This window comes from Ralstonia sp. 110700041-2, from assembly GCF_056280165.1.
The window spans coordinates 299,365-317,456 of record NZ_JBSFAI010000006.1 but is presented as its reverse complement, the minus strand read 5'-3'; the positions used below and the strand labels follow the sequence as shown (position 1 = coordinate 317,456).

16 protein-coding genes and 1 tRNA gene are annotated in these 18,092 nt (G+C 62.5%); 5 read left to right on the top strand and 12 right to left on the bottom strand.

The features are described 5' to 3' along the window. Positions 1-158: 158 nt before the first annotated feature. The 5 genes from ACUXH0_RS11680 to ACUXH0_RS11660 form a co-directional block, all read right to left on the bottom strand. On the bottom strand, positions 159-806 hold the full coding sequence (locus ACUXH0_RS11680; protein ID WP_004626223.1) for a C40 family peptidase: 648 nt from the start codon (positions 804-806) through the stop codon (positions 159-161). Positions 807-1,047: 241 nt separating this feature from the next. Further along, on the bottom strand, positions 1,048-2,703 hold the full coding sequence (locus ACUXH0_RS11675) for an ABC transporter ATP-binding protein (protein ID WP_012435294.1): 1,656 nt from the start codon (positions 2,701-2,703) through the stop codon (positions 1,048-1,050). Continuing rightward, positions 2,700-3,824, bottom strand: coding sequence for an ABC transporter permease (locus ACUXH0_RS11670; RefSeq protein WP_004626216.1), 1,125 nt, complete (start codon positions 3,822-3,824; stop codon positions 2,700-2,702). Before ACUXH0_RS11670 ends, ACUXH0_RS11675 begins: the two co-directional genes overlap by 4 nt. 14 nt (positions 3,825-3,838) lie before the next feature. Beyond that, complete coding sequence (locus tag ACUXH0_RS11665; RefSeq protein WP_004626214.1) at positions 3,839-4,891, bottom strand: microcin C ABC transporter permease YejB; 1,053 nt, start codon at positions 4,889-4,891, stop codon at positions 3,839-3,841. Positions 4,892-4,907: 16 nt separating this feature from the next. Next, positions 4,908-6,752: an extracellular solute-binding protein gene (locus ACUXH0_RS11660; RefSeq protein ID WP_259393771.1), complete on the bottom strand. Its 1,845-nt coding sequence runs from the start codon at positions 6,750-6,752 to the stop codon at positions 4,908-4,910. A gap of 343 nt (positions 6,753-7,095) precedes the next feature. Between ACUXH0_RS11660 and fabI the strand changes: the two genes are divergently transcribed. Further along, entirely contained in the window at positions 7,096-7,890 is a 795-nt protein-coding gene (gene fabI, locus ACUXH0_RS11655) for an enoyl-ACP reductase FabI (protein ID WP_004626209.1), read from the top strand. A gap of 195 nt (positions 7,891-8,085) precedes the next feature. Here fabI and ACUXH0_RS11650 read toward each other — a convergent pair. The 6 genes from ACUXH0_RS11650 to cysS all read right to left on the bottom strand — a co-directional run bounded on the left by ACUXH0_RS11650 (position 8,086) and on the right by cysS (position 14,379). Continuing rightward, positions 8,086-8,179 (bottom strand) — tRNA-Ser (locus ACUXH0_RS11650). Between the two features lie 151 nt (positions 8,180-8,330). Beyond that, positions 8,331-9,581 (bottom strand): aspartate kinase, encoded by a 1,251-nt coding sequence (locus ACUXH0_RS11645; protein WP_009238446.1) that lies wholly within the window; start codon positions 9,579-9,581, stop codon positions 8,331-8,333. Positions 9,582-9,676: 95 nt separating this feature from the next. Then, positions 9,677-11,095 (bottom strand): tRNA lysidine(34) synthetase TilS, encoded by a 1,419-nt coding sequence (gene tilS, locus ACUXH0_RS11640; protein ID WP_004626204.1) that lies wholly within the window; start codon positions 11,093-11,095, stop codon positions 9,677-9,679. After that, positions 11,064-12,032: an acetyl-CoA carboxylase carboxyltransferase subunit alpha gene (locus ACUXH0_RS11635; RefSeq protein WP_009238448.1), complete on the bottom strand. Its 969-nt coding sequence runs from the start codon at positions 12,030-12,032 to the stop codon at positions 11,064-11,066. The genes tilS and ACUXH0_RS11635 overlap by 32 nt, the downstream gene beginning before the upstream one ends. Positions 12,033-12,118: 86 nt before the next feature. Continuing rightward, positions 12,119-12,991 (bottom strand): DNA-3-methyladenine glycosylase family protein, encoded by an 873-nt coding sequence (locus ACUXH0_RS11630; protein WP_012435291.1) that lies wholly within the window; start codon positions 12,989-12,991, stop codon positions 12,119-12,121. After that, positions 12,988-14,379: a cysteine--tRNA ligase gene (cysS, locus tag ACUXH0_RS11625; RefSeq protein WP_012435290.1), complete on the bottom strand. Its 1,392-nt coding sequence runs from the start codon at positions 14,377-14,379 to the stop codon at positions 12,988-12,990. Before cysS ends, ACUXH0_RS11630 begins: the two co-directional genes overlap by 4 nt. A gap of 253 nt (positions 14,380-14,632) precedes the next feature. Between cysS and ACUXH0_RS11620 the strand changes: the two genes are divergently transcribed. The 4 genes from ACUXH0_RS11620 to ACUXH0_RS11605 are packed head-to-tail and all read left to right on the top strand — an operon-like array spanning position 14,633 to position 17,269. After that, positions 14,633-15,283 carry a tetratricopeptide repeat protein gene (locus ACUXH0_RS11620; protein ID WP_012435289.1) on the top strand — a complete coding sequence of 217 codons (651 nt, stop codon included), beginning with the start codon at positions 14,633-14,635 and terminating at the stop codon, positions 15,281-15,283. Positions 15,284-15,335: 52 nt separating this feature from the next. Then, complete coding sequence (locus ACUXH0_RS11615; protein WP_004626193.1) at positions 15,336-15,917, top strand: peptidylprolyl isomerase; 582 nt, start codon at positions 15,336-15,338, stop codon at positions 15,915-15,917. Between the two features lie 30 nt (positions 15,918-15,947). Further along, positions 15,948-16,454, top strand: coding sequence for a peptidylprolyl isomerase (locus tag ACUXH0_RS11610; RefSeq protein ID WP_004626191.1), 507 nt, complete (start codon positions 15,948-15,950; stop codon positions 16,452-16,454). Continuing rightward, positions 16,451-17,269 carry a UDP-2,3-diacylglucosamine diphosphatase gene (locus ACUXH0_RS11605; protein ID WP_012435288.1) on the top strand — a complete coding sequence of 273 codons (819 nt, stop codon included), beginning with the start codon at positions 16,451-16,453 and terminating at the stop codon, positions 17,267-17,269. Before ACUXH0_RS11610 ends, ACUXH0_RS11605 begins: the two co-directional genes overlap by 4 nt. A gap of 22 nt (positions 17,270-17,291) precedes the next feature. Here ACUXH0_RS11605 and cysE read toward each other — a convergent pair whose 3' ends face one another. Then, positions 17,292-18,038, bottom strand: coding sequence for a serine O-acetyltransferase (cysE, locus tag ACUXH0_RS11600; RefSeq protein WP_012435287.1), 747 nt, complete (start codon positions 18,036-18,038; stop codon positions 17,292-17,294). Positions 18,039-18,092 lie beyond the last annotated feature (54 nt).

Here is an 18,092-nt window from a genome sequence, read left to right as displayed (position 1 = left end):
GCGTGTAGTCCCTCTGCGTTCGCTTCTTCTGCCCGTCCATCTTGACCCTCACTCCCTGGCGGGGAAAAAGTGTCAACCTTATTCAGGACGGGTCACGGGCAACAAAAAAAACCGCCGCGGCGGTCTTTTTTCTATTGCGTGATGCGCATCAGAGCGAATCAACCGCCGTACATTGCCAGCGGCTTGCCGGCGGCATTCGGGTCGACACGCTTGAGTTGCTCGACAAAGTTGTCGGCGCCGTCCTTGATTGCGGCACCGGACTTGCCCTCGATGCGGCGGGCGCCGTTGTAGCGTGTCACCCAGTACGAAGCGGTCATGTCATCCACGCGGATCTTGCTGCCGGTGGAGGGAGCGTGCACGAATTTGTTGTCGCCGATATAGATGCCGACGTGCGAGAACGTGTGGCGCATGGTGTTGAAGAACACCAAATCGCCCGGACGCAGTTCCGCCGTGTCCACGCTGGTGCCAACGCGGCTCATTTCCACGGCGCGACGCGGCAGCAGGAAGCCGAAAGTATCGTTGAAGACGTAGCGGACGAAGCCGCTGCAGTCGAGGCCCGATTCCGGCGTGTTGCCGCCGAAACGGTAGCGCAGCCCGATCATGCCCAGAGCGTTCATGACGACGTCGCCGGTCTTGCTCATCACGTTTGAGATGAGGCCCGGTTTGGCCTCGGGCTTGACGTCGGCGCGGACTTCCGTGTCTTTGAAGACCGTATCAGCATGCACTGCATTCGACAGCATCACGCCGCAGCCGATCACAACCCCTACCGCCAGGCGCGCCATGGAATGAAGTACGAAATGCTGCATTGGTTCTCCCTCGGAAACTTGTAATGATGCGGCGCACATACGCCGCCGCAAATGAGAACAGTCCGAATCTTGTTAAAACAATCTCGCAGGATGATAAAAGTGACACGTTGACTTGTCAAAGGTCGTTACAAATTCCTCGGAATCCACATGCAAATCATGTACTTAGACATGACTTTAGATGCGCATTCTTACAAAAACAGCGCATCTAAACTGCACTGCCCTAGGGCGAAAACGGTGGATTTTACGGGTTATCCCGGGTGGGGATGAGCGAAGCCGCCGCCATTAGCTTGCAGGTATAGGGGTGCGAAGGCGACGCCAATACCGCTTCAGTGTCGCCCTCTTCCACCACTTTTCCATCCTTCATCACCACCACGCGATGTGACATCGCGCGGATGACAGCAAGGTCGTGGCTGATGAACAGATACGACAGGTTGTACTTTTTCTGAAGGGCAGACAGCAGCGAGAGCACCTGCTGCTGGATCGACACGTCAAGTGCCGAAGTCGGTTCATCCAGCACCAGCAGCTGCGGCTTGAGGATAAGCACTCGGGCAATGGCGACGCGCTGGCGCTGCCCGCCTGAAAACTCATGCGGATAGCGGCCCAGCGCCGTGCGGTCGAGGCCGACCTCGCGCAGCGCCTCGATCACGCGGTGGCGCCGCTCTGTAACGTTGACATGCGGTTGGTGCAGTGCCAGTCCTTCGCCGACGATCTCCTCAATCGTCATGCGTGGCGACAGCGAGCCATACGGGTCTTGAAACACGACCTGCATGCGCGCACGCACCGCGCGGCGCTCGTCGCGCGAAATGTGCAGCAGCGAGTTGCCAAGGAAACGCAAGTCGCCGCTCTTTGCTGCTTGCAGACCCAGCAGCGTCTGCGCGAGCGTGGTCTTGCCGGAGCCGGATTCACCCACGATGCCGAGCGTCTCGCCTTCGCGCAGTTGCAGCGACACGGCATCGACCGCGGTGAACGGATCTGCCCTGAACCAGCCGGCAAACCCGGGGCGATGGCGCTCGTAGATGACCGTCAGCTTGTCGGCTTCGAGCAGCACGGGCGCAAGCGGCACTAGCGGCAGCACGTCGCGCTGCGGACGACTCTCAAGCAGGCGCACGGTGTACGGATGTTGGGGCGCGGCAAATACGTCGGCCGTGCTGCCGGTTTCGACCAGGATGCCGCGCTCCATCACGCCGACGCGCTCGGCGAAGGCACGCACCATGTTCAGGTCGTGCGTGATCAGCATGATCGCCATGCCGAACTCGGCCTGCAGTTCGCGCAGCAACTGCAGGATCTGCATGCGCACCGTCACGTCGAGCGCGGTGGTCGGCTCATCGGCCAACAGGAGCTTGGGCGAGCACGCCAGCGCCATGGCGATCATTGCGCGCTGGCGCTGACCACCCGACAGTTGGTGCGGGAAGGCGTCAAACCGGCGCGGCGCCTCGGCAATGCCGGTGCGTTCCAGCAGCGCAATCGCACGTGCCTTGGCAGCGCGCTTGTCCAGTCCCTCGTGCAATTCCAGCGTTTCGACGATCTGGTTGCCGATCGTGTACAGCGGGTTGAGCGCTGTCATCGGTTCCTGGAACACCATGGCGACGTCGGCGCCACGCAGGCCGCGCATTTCGCGCTCGCTGGCGGCCAGCAGGTCGCGCCCTTCGAGCAGTATGCGGCCGCTGTATTGCGCGTCGGCCAGCAAGCGCATGATCGATAGCGCGGTGACGGACTTGCCCGAGCCGGATTCGCCCACCAACGCGAACCGCTCGCCGGCGTGCAAATCGAAGCAGACATGCTTGACGGCTTCCGTCACCTCGCCGTGCTCGGATTCGAAATGCACGCACAGGTCATCCAGGCGCAGCAGCGGGCCGTCGTACTTCGGCGCTGAGGAACGCAGATCGACGCGGGTCATTTCACCCCCGCCGGTTTCTGGCGCGTGCGCAGTTGCGCGAATGACAGGCGCGTGTCGAAGGCATCGCGCAGCGCGTCGCCCATGAAAGTCAGCAGCACGAGGGTCAGCACGAGCACCACGAAAGTCGACAGCGAGATCCACCACGCGTCCAGGTTGGCCTTACCCTGGGCAAGCAGCTCACCGAGGCTCGGGGTGGATGGCGGTACGCCAAGGCCAAGGAAATCGAGGCTCGTGAGCGCAAGAATGGCCGCGCTCATGCGGAACGGCAGGAACGTGATCACCGGTGTCAGGCTGTTGGGCATGATGTGGCGCCACATGATCTGCCAACTGGACAGGCCCATCGCTCGCGCGGCCTTCACATAGTCGAGCGAGCGGTTACGGTAGAACTCGGCGCGCACGTAATCCGACAGGCTCATCCAGCCGAACAGCGACAGCAGGATGATCAGCAGCCCAAGGCTGGGGGTGAAGATCGACGCGAAGATGATCAGCAGGTACAGCTCCGGCATCGAACTCCAGATTTCAATCAGGCGCTGCGACACCATATCGAAGCGCCCGCCGAAGAAGCCCATCAGCGCGCCGGTCAGCGTGCCGACCAGCACGCCAAGCACCGTAAGCGCCAGCCCGAACAGCACCGAGACACGGAAGCCATACAGCAGCCGCGCAAACACGTCGCGGCCGCGATCATCTGTGCCGAGCCAGTTTTCCGCAGAAGGGGGCGCCGGATTGGGCTCTTTCGAAAAGTAGTTCAGCGTCTCGTACGAATACGGATTGGGCGGGTAAATCGCAAAGCTTCCCGGCTCCTTGAACTTGTCCCGGATGAACGGATCAAGGTAGTCCGTCGGTGTGGGGAAATCCCCCCCGAAGGTCATCTCGGGGTATGCCTTCACGATCGGGAAATACCAGTTGCCGTGGTACCTGACCACCAGCGGCCGATCATTGGAGATGCACTCGGCGCCCAGACTGAGCACGAACAGCACCACGAAGATGAGCAGGCTCCAATAGCCCAGCCGATGCTGCTTGAAGCGCCGCCACGCGCGCTTGAGCGGCGACGGCGAGTGGCGCACCGGATGTGGCGCTGCCGTGTTGGGTGCATGCGTTGAAGTGCGCGAATACTGGGTCATGGTCGCCGGCCCGCCTATCGCCCAACCGAGCCGAAATGGATACGCGGATCAACCAGCACGTAGCACACGTCGGAAATCAACCGCGCAGCCAGGCCAATCAGCGTGAACAAGTACAGCGTGCCGAGCACGACCGGATAATCGCGTCGCATCACCGCCTCATACGACAGCAGGCCCATGCCATCAAGCGAGAACAGTTGCTCGATGAGCAGCGAACCTGTGAAGAATGCGCCAATGAAGGCCGACGGGAAGCCCGTCACCAGCGGCAGCAACGCGTTGCGGAAAATGTGCTTCCACAGCACGCGCCGCTCCGACAAGCCCTTGCTACGCGCGGTCAGCACATACTGTTTGCGGATTTCCTCCAGGAACGCGTTCTTCGTCAGCATGGTGATGACGGCAAAGCTGCCCACCACCGACGCCATGACAGGCAGCGTGATGTGCCAAAGGTAATCCGTGATTTTGCCGAGCAGGCTGAGCTGATCCCAGTTGTCGGAAGTGATGCCCCGGATCGGGAACCACTGGAAGAACGTGCCGCCACCAAAGAGCACCAGCAGCAGCACGCCCAGCACGAAGCCCGGGATGGCATACCCCACCAGCACGATGATGCTCGTCACCAGATCAAACCGACTGCCCGCACGCACGGCCTTCGCAATGCCGAGCGGCACAGCTATCAGGTACGTGAGAAAGAACGTCCACAACCCGATCGAAATCGATACCGGCAATTTCGACTTGATGAGATCCCACACGCTGCGGTGCTGGAAATAGCTCTCGCCCAAGTCGAAGCGCGCAAAGCGGCCGAGCATCAGGAAGTAGCGCTCGACGGGGCTCTTGTCGAAGCCATACAACGCGCGGATTTCCTTGATCTTCTCGGCGTCTACGCCGCGACGCCCGCGATAGTCGAACGCGCCGCCACCGCTGGCCTCGCCTCCGCCGCCTCGCCCCTTCATCTCCATCATCATCTGTTCGATGGGGCCGCCAGGCACGAACTGGATCACGACGAACGTCAGCGTGACCACGCCGATCAGCGTCGGGATCAGAAGCAGCAACCGTTTGATCAGGTACGCGAACATGGTGTCACCGATGCGGTCATTTGGCAGCCGATTGGGCGGAGTCCGGCGTCCGCCACCAAGCCGTCAGCACCCAGGCTTCGGCCGAGTAGTAGTACGGCAAACGATCCGGGTACATCAGGTTCTTGTTGTAAGCCACACGGTGCGAGGCCGAATACCAGTGCGGAATCACATAGCAGCCGCGCATCAGCACGCGGTCGAGCGCGCGTGAAGCCGTGACCAGCTCGTCGCGATTGTTGGCACGCAGTACATCGTCGATCAGCGCGTCCACGGCTGGCGATTTCAGGCCGATCACGTTGTCCGAGCCGGCCTCGTCAGCTGCGGCGGAGCCGAAGCGGTCCTTCAGCTCGTTGCCCGGGCTTTGCGAATCGGGGAAGCGCAGCGAGATCATGTCGAAATCAAACTCTTCCAGTCGCTTCTGGTAGAGCGCGAAATCGGTCATGCGCTGGTTGACCTGGATGCCGAGCTTCTCAAGGTTGCGCGCATATGCCGCCATGACGCGGCTCATGGCGCCGCCATCGTCGAGCATCTCGAAGACAAACGGCTCGCCCTTGGTGTTGCGCAGCGCGCCATCGGAGTATGTCCAACCTGCCTGGGCCAGCAGGCGACGCGCCTGCCGCAGGTTGTCACGCAGAGAGCTGGGAGCATCAGTCGAGGGGGGGTGCGGGCAGCACGCCAAACACCTCTGGGTCGAGCTTGGCTCCAGCAACGCCAGTTCGCCCGCGCTGGGCATGCCCGTGAGTGAATCCGACGCGGCCAGCTCGCTGTTGGCGAAGTAGCTGTCAAGCCGGCGATACGCACCATAGAAGAGCTGGCGATTGAGCCATTCGAAATCGAGCGCCAACGTCAGCGCCTTGCGCACGCGAAGGTCCTGGAACAGCGGCCGCCGCAGGTTCATCACAAAACCCTGCATGCCGGCACCGTTGCGATGCGGGAATTCGCTTTTGATCAGCTCGCCGCTGCGGAACTTCACGCCGACATAGCTCTTGGCCCAGTTCTTGGCACGGTACTCCACCATGGCGTCGTATTCGCCGGCCTTGAACGCTTCCAGGCGGGCGGTTTCGTCCTTGTAGAGCTTGTACTGAATGCGCTCGAAATTGAACGAGCCACGGCGCACGTTCAGGTCACGCCCCCAGTAAGCGGGATTGCGCCGAAAGGTAATGCCGCGCGACGGGTCAAAGCGCTCGATCACATACGGGCCGCTCGCGACCGGGTCCTGGAAGGTCAGCTTGTCGAACGCGACATCCTTGCCGCCGTCCGGATCATCGGGCTTGCCACTGCCCTTGCCCCACTTTGGCGAGAACACCGGCAGCCCACCGACGATGAGCGGCAACTCCTTGTTCCTGCGCTTGAAGTCGTAGCGGATGGTGCTCGCGTCCACCACCGTGACCTTGGCCACATCCGCGGTCATGCTGCGGTAGGCGGGGCTTGCCCCCTTGCCCATCAGCATGTCGTAGGAGTATTTGACGTCGGACGCGCGCACGCGATCGCCGTCGGAGAATCGTGCGCGCGGGTTGATGTGGAAGGTGACCGAGAGCTCGTCGGGGGCGACCGTCACGTCGTCCGCAAGCAGACCATAGCCGCTGGCGGTTTCGTCCCAGCTTGTAATGAGCAGGCTTTCAAAGACCAGCTGATTCAACCCCGGCGCCGACGTTCCCTTGATCGTGAACGGATTGAACTTGTCGAAGCTCGTGCGGCGGTCTGGGTTGCCGAGCAGCAGCATGCCGCCGATGGGCGCCTTCGGGTTCAGATAGCCGAAGTTCGAGAAACCGGCCGGATACTTGAGGTCACCATATTCGGCGTAGCCGTGTGCCGCCCAGGCGGGTGTCACGCAGATTGCCGCCAGCAGGCAGACCAGCGCCATGAATCGCTTGTGTGTCGCAACGCGCACGCTCATTGCGCCCCTAGCCCCCATTGTCCTTGCATGCGTTGATCCGATTGATCGCTGTCTGAAAAACTGTTTCAGACGATTCTAACGCCCTCACGCGGCAATCCCGCCAATTCCGGCCCCGGGGATCGTCCCGCATTGACAAGGCTGGCAGGGGTTGTGCGGCACTGCGCAAATGCGGAGCTGCCCCGTGCTTTCCGGTATGATCGCGCCCACCTAATTGCCTCGTGCCCCGGATACCGCCGCTGCGCAACCGCAGCGACGAGTGACCACAGCAACATACGGGCGCGACGTTGCCCCACATTTGTACGGAGAAACTATGGGATTCCTCGCTGGCAAGCGCATTCTGATTACCGGCCTTCTGTCCAATCGCTCGATCGCCTACGGCATCGCCAACGCCTGCAAGCGCGAAGGCGCGGAACTGGCGTTCACCTACGTCGGCGAACGCTTCAAAGACCGCATTACTGAATTCGCCACCGAGTTCGACAGCAAGCTGGTGTTTGATTGCGACGTCGGCAGCGATGAACAGATCGCCAAGGTGTTCGAAGATCTTGGCCAGCACTGGGGCCACTTCGATGGCCTGGTGCACTCGATCGGCTTTGCGCCGCGCGAAGCGATTGCCGGCAACTTCATCGAAGGCCTGTCGCGCGAGTCGTTCCGCATCGCGCACGACATCTCGGCATATAGCTTCCCGGCGCTGGCGAAGGCCGCGCTGCCGATGCTCTCGCCCACTGCTTCGCTGCTCGCCCTGACGTACCTGGGTGCTGAGCGCATCGTCCCGAACTACAACACGATGGGCCTGGCCAAGGCGTCGTTGGAAGCCGGCGTGCGCTACCTGGCCGGCGCGCTGGGGCCGAAGGGCATTCGTGCCAACGGCATCTCGGCTGGCCCGATCAAGACGCTGGCTGCTTCAGGCATCAAGGATTTCGGCAAGCTGCTGAAGTACATGGAAGATGTCGCCCCGCTGCGCCGTAACGTCACGATCGAAGAAGTCGGCAATGTGGCTGCGTTCCTGCTGTCGGATCTGGCAAGCGGTGTGACGGGCGAGATCACCTACGTCGATTGCGGCTTCAACGTGACCGCAGGCGTGCCGGAGAGCGTCGGTCAAGGCTGATGCATTGATGATGCGCGCGCCATCATCAGATGGAGCGCGCATGTCAGTCTGCGAGACCAACAAAGCAGCAGACAAAGAAAAAGCCCGCATGGCGCGAACCATGCGGGCTTTTTGACGTGCAGTGCAATGCGAGCCGTCACGTCAGCTCGACTCGCATCCGCCTGTTATGTGCGCTTCCCGCGAGAAGCACCAAACTGGCGGAGACGGAGGGATTCGAACCCTCGATCCAGGTTTTGGCCCGGATGCTCCCTTAGCAGGGGAGTGCCTTCGACCTCTCGGCCACGTCTCCCAAACTTGCGTTGCGCGAAGGAGCCCGTGCAACGAAGCGCGTATTCTAGCCACTTCACCCCACCCGGTCAACGACAACTGCATGACACGCGGTGAGAATCTGTGGCCCCCGGGGGGGCGCCACCCCGGCCATCCGGTGCCAGTTCAGCCGATTACGCCTGATCCAGCTCGAACGCCTTGTGGAGCGCGCGCACGGCCAGCTCCATGTACTTCTCATCGATCAGCACCGAGATCTTGATTTCCGAGGTGGAGATCATCTGGATGTTGATGCCCTCTTCCGACAGCGTGCGGAACATCTTGCTGGCGATGCCCACGTGCGAGCGCATGCCCACGCCCACCACCGACACCTTCGACACCTTCGGGTCACCCGACACGCTGGCGGCACCGATATGCGCCTTCACGCTGTCGTTCAGGATCGCCAGGGCGCGCTGGTATTCGCCGCGCGGCACGGTGAAGGTGAAGTCCGTCTTGCCTTCCACCGACTGGTTCTGGATGATCATGTCGACGTCGATGTTGGCGTCGGCAACCGGGCCCAGGATCTGATAGGCGATGCCGGGCTTGTCCGGCACACCGATCACGGTGATCTTGGCTTCGTCGCGGGCAAAGGCGATGCCGGAAATGGCGGCGGCTTCCATGTTCGAATCTTCCTCAAAAGTAATCAGCGTGCCCGAGTTCATCTCGACATCGAGCGGCATCAGCGGGTCGGTCAGCGACGACAGCACCCGGGTCTTCACGCGGTACTTGCCGGCAAACTCCACCGAGCGAATCTGCAGCACCTTCGAGCCAAGGCTGGCCATTTCCAGCATCTCTTCGAAGGTGATCTTGTCCAGGCGACGCGCGTCGTCCACCACGCGCGGATCGGTCGTATAAACGCCATCGACGTCGGTGTAGATCAGGCACTCCTCGGCTTCGAGCGCGGCGGCAACCGCCACGGCCGAGGTATCCGAGCCACCACGGCCCAGCGTGGTGATATGGCCTTCGCTGTCGATGCCCTGGAAGCCGGTGATGACCACCACACGACCGGCGTCGAGATCGGCGCGCACACGCTCGTCGTCGATCGACTGGATGCGCGCCTTTGTGTAGGCCGAATCGGTCTTCACCGGCACTTGCCAGCCGGTGTAGCTGCGGGCATCGATGCCTTCGGCATGCAGAGCAATGGCCAGCAGACCCACACTCACCTGCTCGCCAGTCGAGGCAATCATGTCGAGTTCACGCGGGTCGGGTTGGGCCGAAATCTCTTTGGCCATACCCAGCAGGCGGTTGGTTTCGCCAGACATGGCCGACGGAACGACCACGATCTGGTGACCTGCACGGTGCCACTTGGCAACGCGCTTGGCGACATTCTTGATGCGTTCAACCGAACCCATCGAGGTGCCACCGTATTTGTGAACGATGAGAGCCATCTTGGAAAGATCAGAGGAGGCGGAGCGGTGCAAAAGCTTTTGAAAATACAGCAATTTGCATCGATCGGCAAGCAATCCGCCGGTGACGATGCGTATCACGACGCACCCTCAAGGCCAGGACGCCACGTGATGCGCCAGCCAGTACCGCTATGCGTGGCCGCCTGGTTCATTCCCAGCCCCGCGGCAAACACTAGCATTTCGCCTGCATAGAGCAGTGGCAAACGCTGGCGCTCCCACGCAGGAATGCCGGCTTCCTGGTAAGCCTGCTTGAGCGCCCGCGACGGCCCGCCCGGGCGCAGCACGATGCGCTCGCCGCCGCGCCGGGGCGACAGGACCAGCGGCGCTTGCAAAGTTTGCATCGCAACGCCATCGCTCGCCACGGGCGCAAACAACAGCGCCCCGCCCCATGCGTCCACCGTCACACGCTGCTCGGCCGGATGCGCCGGCTCGAACAGCTGGGCCCCGATGGCGACCGCAGCCTGCCCGGGGCGATCGTTGGCGCCAGTGTCGATCCATGCAACGCCACGGTAGCGCCTGACCTGCCCAGTCGGCAATTCAATGCGCAGTGCACCGTCATCTCGTGCGTCAATCAGTTGCGTATGCAGATCCTCCAGGCGGCGACTCGACAGCGCGCGCATGCCCGCTTTGGTCAACCATGCACGCAGCACCGCACGCTGACGTGGCGCGGACAGCGCAATCAGCGCCGCTACATCCAGTCCATTCGCCGAAGCAATGCGCGTCAAATCCGCCTGAGCGATCTCGTCGATCAATGCGGCCGCATCCGCCAGATGTGCCGCGCTGCGCGACAGCGCCTCGCGATAGGCCGGGAAATGGTCCGCCATGCCTGCGAGCAGTGGACGCAATGCATTGCGTGCGTAGCGTGCGTCGGTGTTGGACGGGTCTTCGACCCAGCAGAGCGCGTGGGCGTGTGCGTACAGCTCGATCTCGCTGCGCGGTGCATCGACCCATGGACGCAGCAACGTGACTGCACCCGCCCGGGCCATCGGCATGGCGGCGAGGCCATCGAGGCCGGCGCCGCGCATCAATTGCAGCAGTACCGTCTCAGCCTGGTCATCCTGATGATGGGCCGTCAGCAGAATGGAGGCGCCCGTCTGCGCGCACAGCGCTTCGAGCGCAGCATACCGGGCTTCGCGCGCCGCTTCTTCAACGCCCTGCCCCGCATCAATCTCTACGTAGACGCGACGCGCATGAAACGCCACGCCGGCGGCTTGGGCCATACGTTGACAGGCACATTCCCACACATCGGCATCGGCCTGCAAGCCGTGGTGAATATGCAGGGCAACGAGCTGCACACGGGCGCCCGCATCCCGCCACGCAGCACACGCGTGCAGGAGCGCGGCGGAATCCCGCCCGCCCGACAGTGCAATCGCCACGGTCGGTGTTTCGATCTCGCCAGAAACAACAAAGGCCGCACACGCGGCAACGCGTTGTGCGACCTTGTTGACGAGATCAGCCGACGAATCAGCGACCTTCGGTTTCCTTGAACTTGCCATAAGCCATCAGGCGCTCGTGACGGCGCGCCTGGAGTTCCGACGTCTTCATGCCCTGGAACTGGCGCAGCGATTCGGCCAGCGCGCGCTTGAGCATCGTCGCCATGCCCTTCGGATCACGGTGTGCGCCGCCCAGCGGCTCGTTGACGATCTTGTCGATCAGGCCGAGCGCCTTCAGGCGATGCGCGGTCAGGCCCAGTGCCTCAGCGGCTTCCGGCGCCTTCTCTGCGGTCTTCCACAGGATCGACGCGCAGCCTTCCGGCGAGATCACGGCGTAGGTGGCGAACTGCAGCATGATCACCGAGTCGCCCATGGCAATGGCCAGTGCGCCGCCCGAACCGCCTTCACCGATGATGGTGGCGATCAGAGGCACCTTCAGGCCAGCCATCACAAACAGGTTGTGCCCGATGGCTTCGGATTGGCCACGCTCTTCCGCATCAATGCCCGGGAATGCGCCCGGCGTATCGACAAACGTGAAGATCGGCAGGCCAAACTTGTCCGCCAGCTCCATCAGCCGCTTGGCCTTGCGGTAGCCCTCGGGCTTGGACATGCCGAAGTTGCGCAGCGCGCGCTCCTTCGTGTCGCGGCCCTTCTGGTGACCGATCACCATGCAAGCTTGGCCGTTGAAGCGCGCCAGACCGCCCACGATCGACAGGTCGTCGGCGAAGGTGCGATCGCCGTGCAGTTCGTGGAAGTCGGTAAAGATCTCGCGGACGTAATCGAGCGTATATGGACGCTGCGGGTGCCGGGCGATCTGCGCGACCTGCCAGGGTGTCAGGTTGGCGTACAGATCTTTGGTGAGCTGCTGGCTCTTGGAAGCCAGGCGGGAAATTTCTTCAGAAATGTCGACAGCGGAATCGTCTTGTACGAAGCGAAGTTCTTCGATCTTCGCCTCAAGTTCTGCGATCGGCTGCTCGAACTCCAGGAAGGTTGTTTTCATGGATCTTCTGAAAGGCTCTTGAAGGCGCGCATTCTACCGGATTTTGACCGTCCGGCGACGCGCTCCGTTTCATCGAAATGAACAGATCAATAGGTGGTCGCCGTGTCTAGGCTGCGCCACATATACCAAGTGGCCACGGTGCGCCATGGCTCCCAGTTGGCGGCCACTTCCCGCGCCTCGCTGCGAGTGACGGGTTCGCCACTGAAATAATTCTGGGAAATCGCGTTGATGAGGCCGATATCGTCCAGCGGCAGCACGTTCGGGCGCATCAGATTGAACATCAGGAACATCTCTGCTGTCCATCTGCCGATGCCGCGGATTTGCGTCAACTCGGCGATCACGTCTTCGTCTTCCATCTCGGCCCACTTGGCGACGTGCACGGTGCCGTTGCGAAAGTGATCGGCCAGATCAAGGATGTACTCGGCCTTGCGTTTGGACAGGCCGCAACCCGCCAGCTTCTCCTGGCCCGCACGCAGGAACTGGGCGGGCACGAGCTTGGGGCACACACCCACGACGCGTTCCCACACCGACTGCGCAGCCTTCACGGAAATCTGTTGCCCGACAATCGAGCGCGCCAGCGTGACGAACGGATCGCCGCGCGAAGCCAAGTGCGCCGGGCCACACGTCGGAATGATCTTGCGCAGGATACGGTCGCGCTTCATCAGGTCTGCGCAAGCTTCTTGCCAGTACTCGGGCGGCCCCGAGAGCACCACTTCGGCGGGCACAGGCAGCGTCTCGCTGGCGGCAAGTGCTTCGGGCAGTGGCACCTTGCTCGCAGGCACGCGTTTGGCCGGGGCCTTGGCGGCCTTGATCGGTGCGCTCTTGGCGACGACCGTCTTGCTCGCCACGCCGTCGACTTTTCTGGCGACTGCTTTCTTGGCAGCCGACACCGTCACCGCCGGCGCTTTCTTGGCAGCGGTGCTGCGTCCTACGTTGGCTTTCTTGGCCACCGCGCTCATGCGCGTCTCCACTCGGTCAGGCCACCCGGTTTGTCTTCGAGGACAATGCCGGCGGCCAGCAGATCGGCACGGATGGCATCAGCGCGGGCAAAATCGCGGGCAGCCTTGGCGGCGCGGCGCTCTTCGATACGCGCTTCCACTTCTGCCGCGTCCACACCATCGGCCGACACACCGCCCTGCAGGAACACATGCGGATCGCGGCCGAGCAGGCCGATCACGCCGGCCAGCGCAGCCAGTTGGCTGGCCAGTTCGGGCGAGCGCGTTTTGTTCACTTCGCTCGCGAGTTCAAACAACACCGACACGGCGACCGGCGTATTGAAGTCGTCGTTCATCGCTTCGAGGAAGCGCTTGCCATGCGACTCGCTCCAGTCGGGTTTTGCACCCACCGCCGCCGGCACATCCTTGAGCGCGGTGTACAGGCGCGTGAGCGCATGGCGCGCGTCGTCGAGGTGGGCGTCGCTGTAATTCAGGTCACTGCGATAGTGCGAGCGCAGGATGAAGAAACGCACGACTTCCGCGTCGTACACTTTCAGCACGTCACGGATGGTGAAGAAGTTGCCGAGCGATTTCGACATCTTCTCGTCATTCACACGGACGAAGCCGTTGTGCATCCACATGTTGACGAACGTCTTGCCGGTCGCCCCTTCGGACTGCGCAATTTCATTCTCGTGATGCGGGAACTGCAGATCGGCGCCGCCGCCGTGCAGATCGAAATGCTCACCCAGCAGCTCGCAGCTCATCGCCGAGCATTCGATATGCCAGCCCGGACGGCCCTCGCCCCACGGCGACGCCCAGCGCGATTCAGCCGGTTCGTCGGCCTTGGCGGATTTCCACAGCACGAAGTCGAGCGGGTCCTGCTTGGCATCATTGGCCGCCACGCGCTCGCCGGCGCGCAGGTCTTCGAGCGACTTGCCGGACAGCTTGCCGTAACCGGGGAATTTGCGCACCGCGTAGTTCACATCGCCGTCGGTCGCCTGATAGGCGAGGCCGTTCGTCTGCAGCCTGCCGATCATGCTCAGCATCTGCGGCACGTATTCGGTGGCGCGGGGTTCGTGGTCCGGGCGCTGCACGCCAAGCGCATCGGCGTCTTCGTGCATGGCAGCGATGAAGCGGCCCGTCAGCGCACTCATCGTCTCGCCGTTCTCGACCGCACGCTTGATGATCTTGTCGTCGATGTCGGTGATGTTGCGCACGTAGGTGACGTCGTAACCGGCCGCGCGCAGCCAACGCTGCACCATGTCGAACACCACCATGACCCGCGCATGCCCGACGTGACAGTAGTCGTACACCGTCATGCCACACACGTACATGCGCACGCGGCCGGGCTCGATGGGGACGAACGTCTGTTTCTCACGCGCGAGCGTGTTGTAGATCTTGAGTGATTCCATGAAGCGGTGTCGGGAGACTCAGCGCGCCGCGCATGCGAGGTACAACGTTGCGGGCGGACTAAATTGGAGGCAATCGGCGCCGGCACGGCGCCTGCAAAACTAGCGGCATATCTTACCGGAACTGCGCTGACAGGGCGGCCTGCCAGTGCGTGAGGCATGCTCCCCGTCAAGAACCTTTCCTGGCGCGCACGGCCGCTGCTGCGCACAAAGACGGTTTGTTAGAATGCGGCGGAGTATAACGGAACCGATTCTCATGAACAGACCGCTGCGTCAGACCGCTGCAACCCTGGCTTGCCTGCTTGCCATGTCGGCGGCACCGGCCTTCGCCCAGACCGCCGGCTTTGCCTTGCCGGCCGATTTGATGCCCAGCACGCAGCAAGCGCCGCAGGTCGCGCGCCAGAAGCGCATCGACGACGCGTTGACCAAGAAGCAATACGCCGAGGCGCTGACAGAGCTGGACAAGGACGTCGCCTCCCAGCCGCGCAACGCGCAGGCACGCTTCCAGCGCGGTGTTGCACTTGCCGGCCTGGGCCGCGCGGACGACGCCATCGTGGCCTTCAGCCAGATGACACAGGATTTCCCGGAACTGCCCGAGCCATACATCAACCTGGCTGCGTTGTATGCCGAGCGCGGTGAGCTGCTCCGTGCCCGCGACAGCCTGATCATGGCGAACCGCGTGGCACCGGAAAATGCGCTGGCGCAATTCAATCTTGGCGATGTCTACGTCCGCCTGGCCGCGCAGTCGTACCAGAGCGCGATCAAGCTGAACCCCAAGAACGCCACCGCCCGGGCACGTCTGGATGCCCTGCCCGACCTGCCGGGCGTGCACCCTGCCACCAAACCTGTCACGACCACGCTGCCTGCAGCCAGCGGTGTGACTGCCAAGCCGGCGAAGCGTCAATAAGAAGACGCGGCCCGATCCTGCTTTCCCACCCACAAGCTCTCTCTTCCTGACCATGCTCCGTATTCGCTCCCTCTTTGCCGGGCTCGTGTGTGCACTGGCCGTAACCGCCACCGCAGCCACGGCAGCCACCGCGTCCGCGCCGCGCATCCAGTTCAAGACATCGATGGGTAACTTCACCGTTGAGGTGTATCCGGACAAGGCGCCCAAGACGGTCGCCAACTTCCTGCAGTACGTGAAGGACGGCTTCTACAAGGGCACGATTTTCCACCGCGTGATGGACGGCTTCATGATCCAGGGCGGCGGCTTCACGCCCGACATGAAACAGAAGGACACGCGCCCGCCGGTCGAGATCGAATCGAAGAACGGCCTGAAGAACGACAAGTACACGATCGCCATGGCACGCACCATGGACCCGAACTCCGCCACGGCGCAGTTCTATGTGAACGTGGTCGACAACAACATGCTGAACTACCCTGGTCAGGACGGTTACGGCTATACCGTCTTCGGCAAGGTGGTTGACGGCACTGACACCATCGACAAGATAAAGGCGGTGGAAACCACCACCAAGTTCCCGCACCAGAACGTGCCCGTGAAGCCGATCGTGATTGAATCGGCCACCGTCGTCTCCAAGTAACGCATTTTTGCCCCACCCAAGGAATTCACCATGACCCAAGTCAAGCTGCACACCAACCACGGCGACATCACCCTGGCCCTGGACGCTGAGAAGGCACCCAAGTCGGTTGCCAACTTCGTCGCCTATGTGAAGGATGGCCACTACAACGGCACGGTGTTCCACCGCGTCATCAAGGGCTTCATGATCCAGGGCGGCGGATTCGAGCCGGGCGAGAAGATGAGCCAGAAGCCCACCAAGGCGCCGATCGACAACGAAGCCAACAACGGACTGAAGAACGAGCGCGGCACCATTGCCATGGCTCGCACCAACGACCCGCACTCGGCCACGGCGCAGTTCTTCATCAACACGGTCGACAACGACTTCCTGAACCACACCTCGCCGACGCCGCAAGGCTGGGGCTACGCCGTGTTCGGCAAAGTGACCGAAGGCATGGATGTGGTCGACAAAATCCGCTCGGTGCGCACGGGCAACCGCGGCTTCCACCAGGACGTGCCGATGGAAGACGTGATCATCGAAAGCGCCGAAGTGATCGAATGATCGACGCAGCGCACGCCGCACAGGCCTCCGCGCTGAAGACACCGGTCCGGGTTTCCGGGCCGGTGTTTTTTATTTCGGATCTGCACCTCACGGCCAGCATGCCGGCCACCGCCGCTGCGTTCGAGCGCTTCCTGCGCACGCGCGCCCGCGAGGCACGCACGCTCGTCATCCTGGGTGACTTCTTTGAATACTGGGTCGGCGATGAAGAGTTGGCTGATCCGTTCCACCAGCACATCGCCAGCCTGCTCGCAGAGCTTTCAGTGGCCGGCACGCGCGTGCTGTTCATGCACGGCAATCGCGACTTCCTGCTCGGCAAGCGTTTCTTGAATGCCGCGCACGCTACGCTGCTACCTGATCCCACCGTGCTGGAAGCGGATGATGGCCAGCGCATCGTGCTTGCCCACGGCGACGCCCTCTGCACGCGCGACGCGGCCTACATGCGCTTTCGCCACTGGACGCGCAAGCGCTGGGTGCAGCGGATATTCCTGACGATGCCGCTGCGCTGGCGGCTGAAGATCGCGCAGAAGATGCGCGCAGAAAGCGAAGCTGGCCGCGCCATGTCCGCCAATGTTGCCGGCGAACCCCGCGCCGCTGCGATGATGGGCGACGTCGCACCTGATGCGGTGGACGCGCTGCTCAAGGCATCCAATACGTCCACGCTCATCCACGGCCACACGCACCGCCCGCAATTGCATCACGAGCCGAGCGGCAGCCGCTGGGTACTTTCCGACTGGGATTTCGATCAAGCACACCCGCGCGGCAGTTTCCTCAAACTGCAAGACGGCACGCTGACGGTCGAGCAAGTGACGACATAAGCCGTCGCCACCGGCCCTTTGCTTACTTGAGCATCCGCTTCAGCTCGCTCGCATCGAACGGATCGTTCGGCGAGTTTTCCAGGTGCGCGCCCAGGCGATCCAGCGCAGAAAGAATCGACTCGATACGCTCCTGCTGAAGCTCGCTGTGGTCGATCAGCCGCTTGAGTGCCAGCGATACCGGATCGTCCGCATCCGGCGTGATGCCGTAGGCGGAAAACTCCTGCTTCAGCGCAGACTGGGCTTCGGTGGCCACATCGCGTTCGATGATGCGCGCCGGAATGCCAACCGCCGTAGCACCCGGCGGTACCGGCTTGAGCACGACCGCGTTGGAGCCAACGCGCGCTCCATCCCCGATGACAAAGCCGCCAAGCACCTTGGCGCCCGCGCTCACCACCACGCCCTTGCCGAGCGTCGGATGCCGCTTGGCGCCCTTGTAGAGCGACGTGCCTCCGAGCGTGACACCTTGGTAGATCGTGCAGTCGTCACCGATCTCGGCCGTCTCGCCAATCACGACACCCATGCCGTGGTCGATGAACACGCGCCGGCCGACCGTCGCGCCGGGATGAATCTCGATGCCGGTGAGAAAGCGCCCGAGGTGCGAGAACCAGCGCCCCAGCCACCGGAAGCCGCCGTGCCAACACGCATGCGCGACCCGATGGACGATGATGGCGTGCAGACCTGGGTAGCAGGTCAGCACTTCCCAGCGGCTGCGCGCAGCCGGGTCTCGCTCCATGATGGCGCCGATATCTTCGCGAATGCGTGTGAACATCTTGAGGTGTGTAGATTGTTATATCTATATGCGCGATGCGCTGAGGGCAGTGTA

Coding starts and splice junctions, on each gene's coding strand:
- ACUXH0_RS11680 (WP_004626223.1), bottom strand. CDS start 806: ATGCAGCATTTCGTACTTCATTCCATGGCGCGCCTGGCGGTAGGGGTT.
- ACUXH0_RS11675 (WP_012435294.1), bottom strand. CDS start 2,703: ATGACCCGCGTCGATCTGCGTTCCTCAGCGCCGAAGTACGACGGCCCG.
- ACUXH0_RS11670 (WP_004626216.1), bottom strand. CDS start 3,824: ATGACCCAGTATTCGCGCACTTCAACGCATGCACCCAACACGGCAGCG.
- ACUXH0_RS11665 (WP_004626214.1), bottom strand. CDS start 4,891: ATGTTCGCGTACCTGATCAAACGGTTGCTGCTTCTGATCCCGACGCTG.
- ACUXH0_RS11660 (WP_259393771.1), bottom strand. CDS start 6,752: ATGGCGCTGGTCTGCCTGCTGGCGGCAATCTGCGTGACACCCGCCTGG.
- fabI (WP_004626209.1), top strand. CDS start 7,096: ATGGGATTCCTCGCTGGCAAGCGCATTCTGATTACCGGCCTTCTGTCC.
- ACUXH0_RS11645 (WP_009238446.1), bottom strand. CDS start 9,581: ATGGCTCTCATCGTTCACAAATACGGTGGCACCTCGATGGGTTCGGTT.
- tilS (WP_004626204.1), bottom strand. CDS start 11,095: ATGGCAAGTTCAAGGAAACCGAAGGTCGCTGATTCGTCGGCTGATCTC.
- ACUXH0_RS11635 (WP_009238448.1), bottom strand. CDS start 12,032: ATGAAAACAACCTTCCTGGAGTTCGAGCAGCCGATCGCAGAACTTGAG.
- ACUXH0_RS11630 (WP_012435291.1), bottom strand. CDS start 12,991: ATGAGCGCGGTGGCCAAGAAAGCCAACGTAGGACGCAGCACCGCTGCC.
- cysS (WP_012435290.1), bottom strand. CDS start 14,379: ATGGAATCACTCAAGATCTACAACACGCTCGCGCGTGAGAAACAGACG.
- ACUXH0_RS11620 (WP_012435289.1), top strand. CDS start 14,633: ATGAACAGACCGCTGCGTCAGACCGCTGCAACCCTGGCTTGCCTGCTT.
- ACUXH0_RS11615 (WP_004626193.1), top strand. CDS start 15,336: ATGCTCCGTATTCGCTCCCTCTTTGCCGGGCTCGTGTGTGCACTGGCC.
- ACUXH0_RS11610 (WP_004626191.1), top strand. CDS start 15,948: ATGACCCAAGTCAAGCTGCACACCAACCACGGCGACATCACCCTGGCC.
- ACUXH0_RS11605 (WP_012435288.1), top strand. CDS start 16,451: ATGATCGACGCAGCGCACGCCGCACAGGCCTCCGCGCTGAAGACACCG.
- cysE (WP_012435287.1), bottom strand. CDS start 18,038: ATGTTCACACGCATTCGCGAAGATATCGGCGCCATCATGGAGCGAGAC.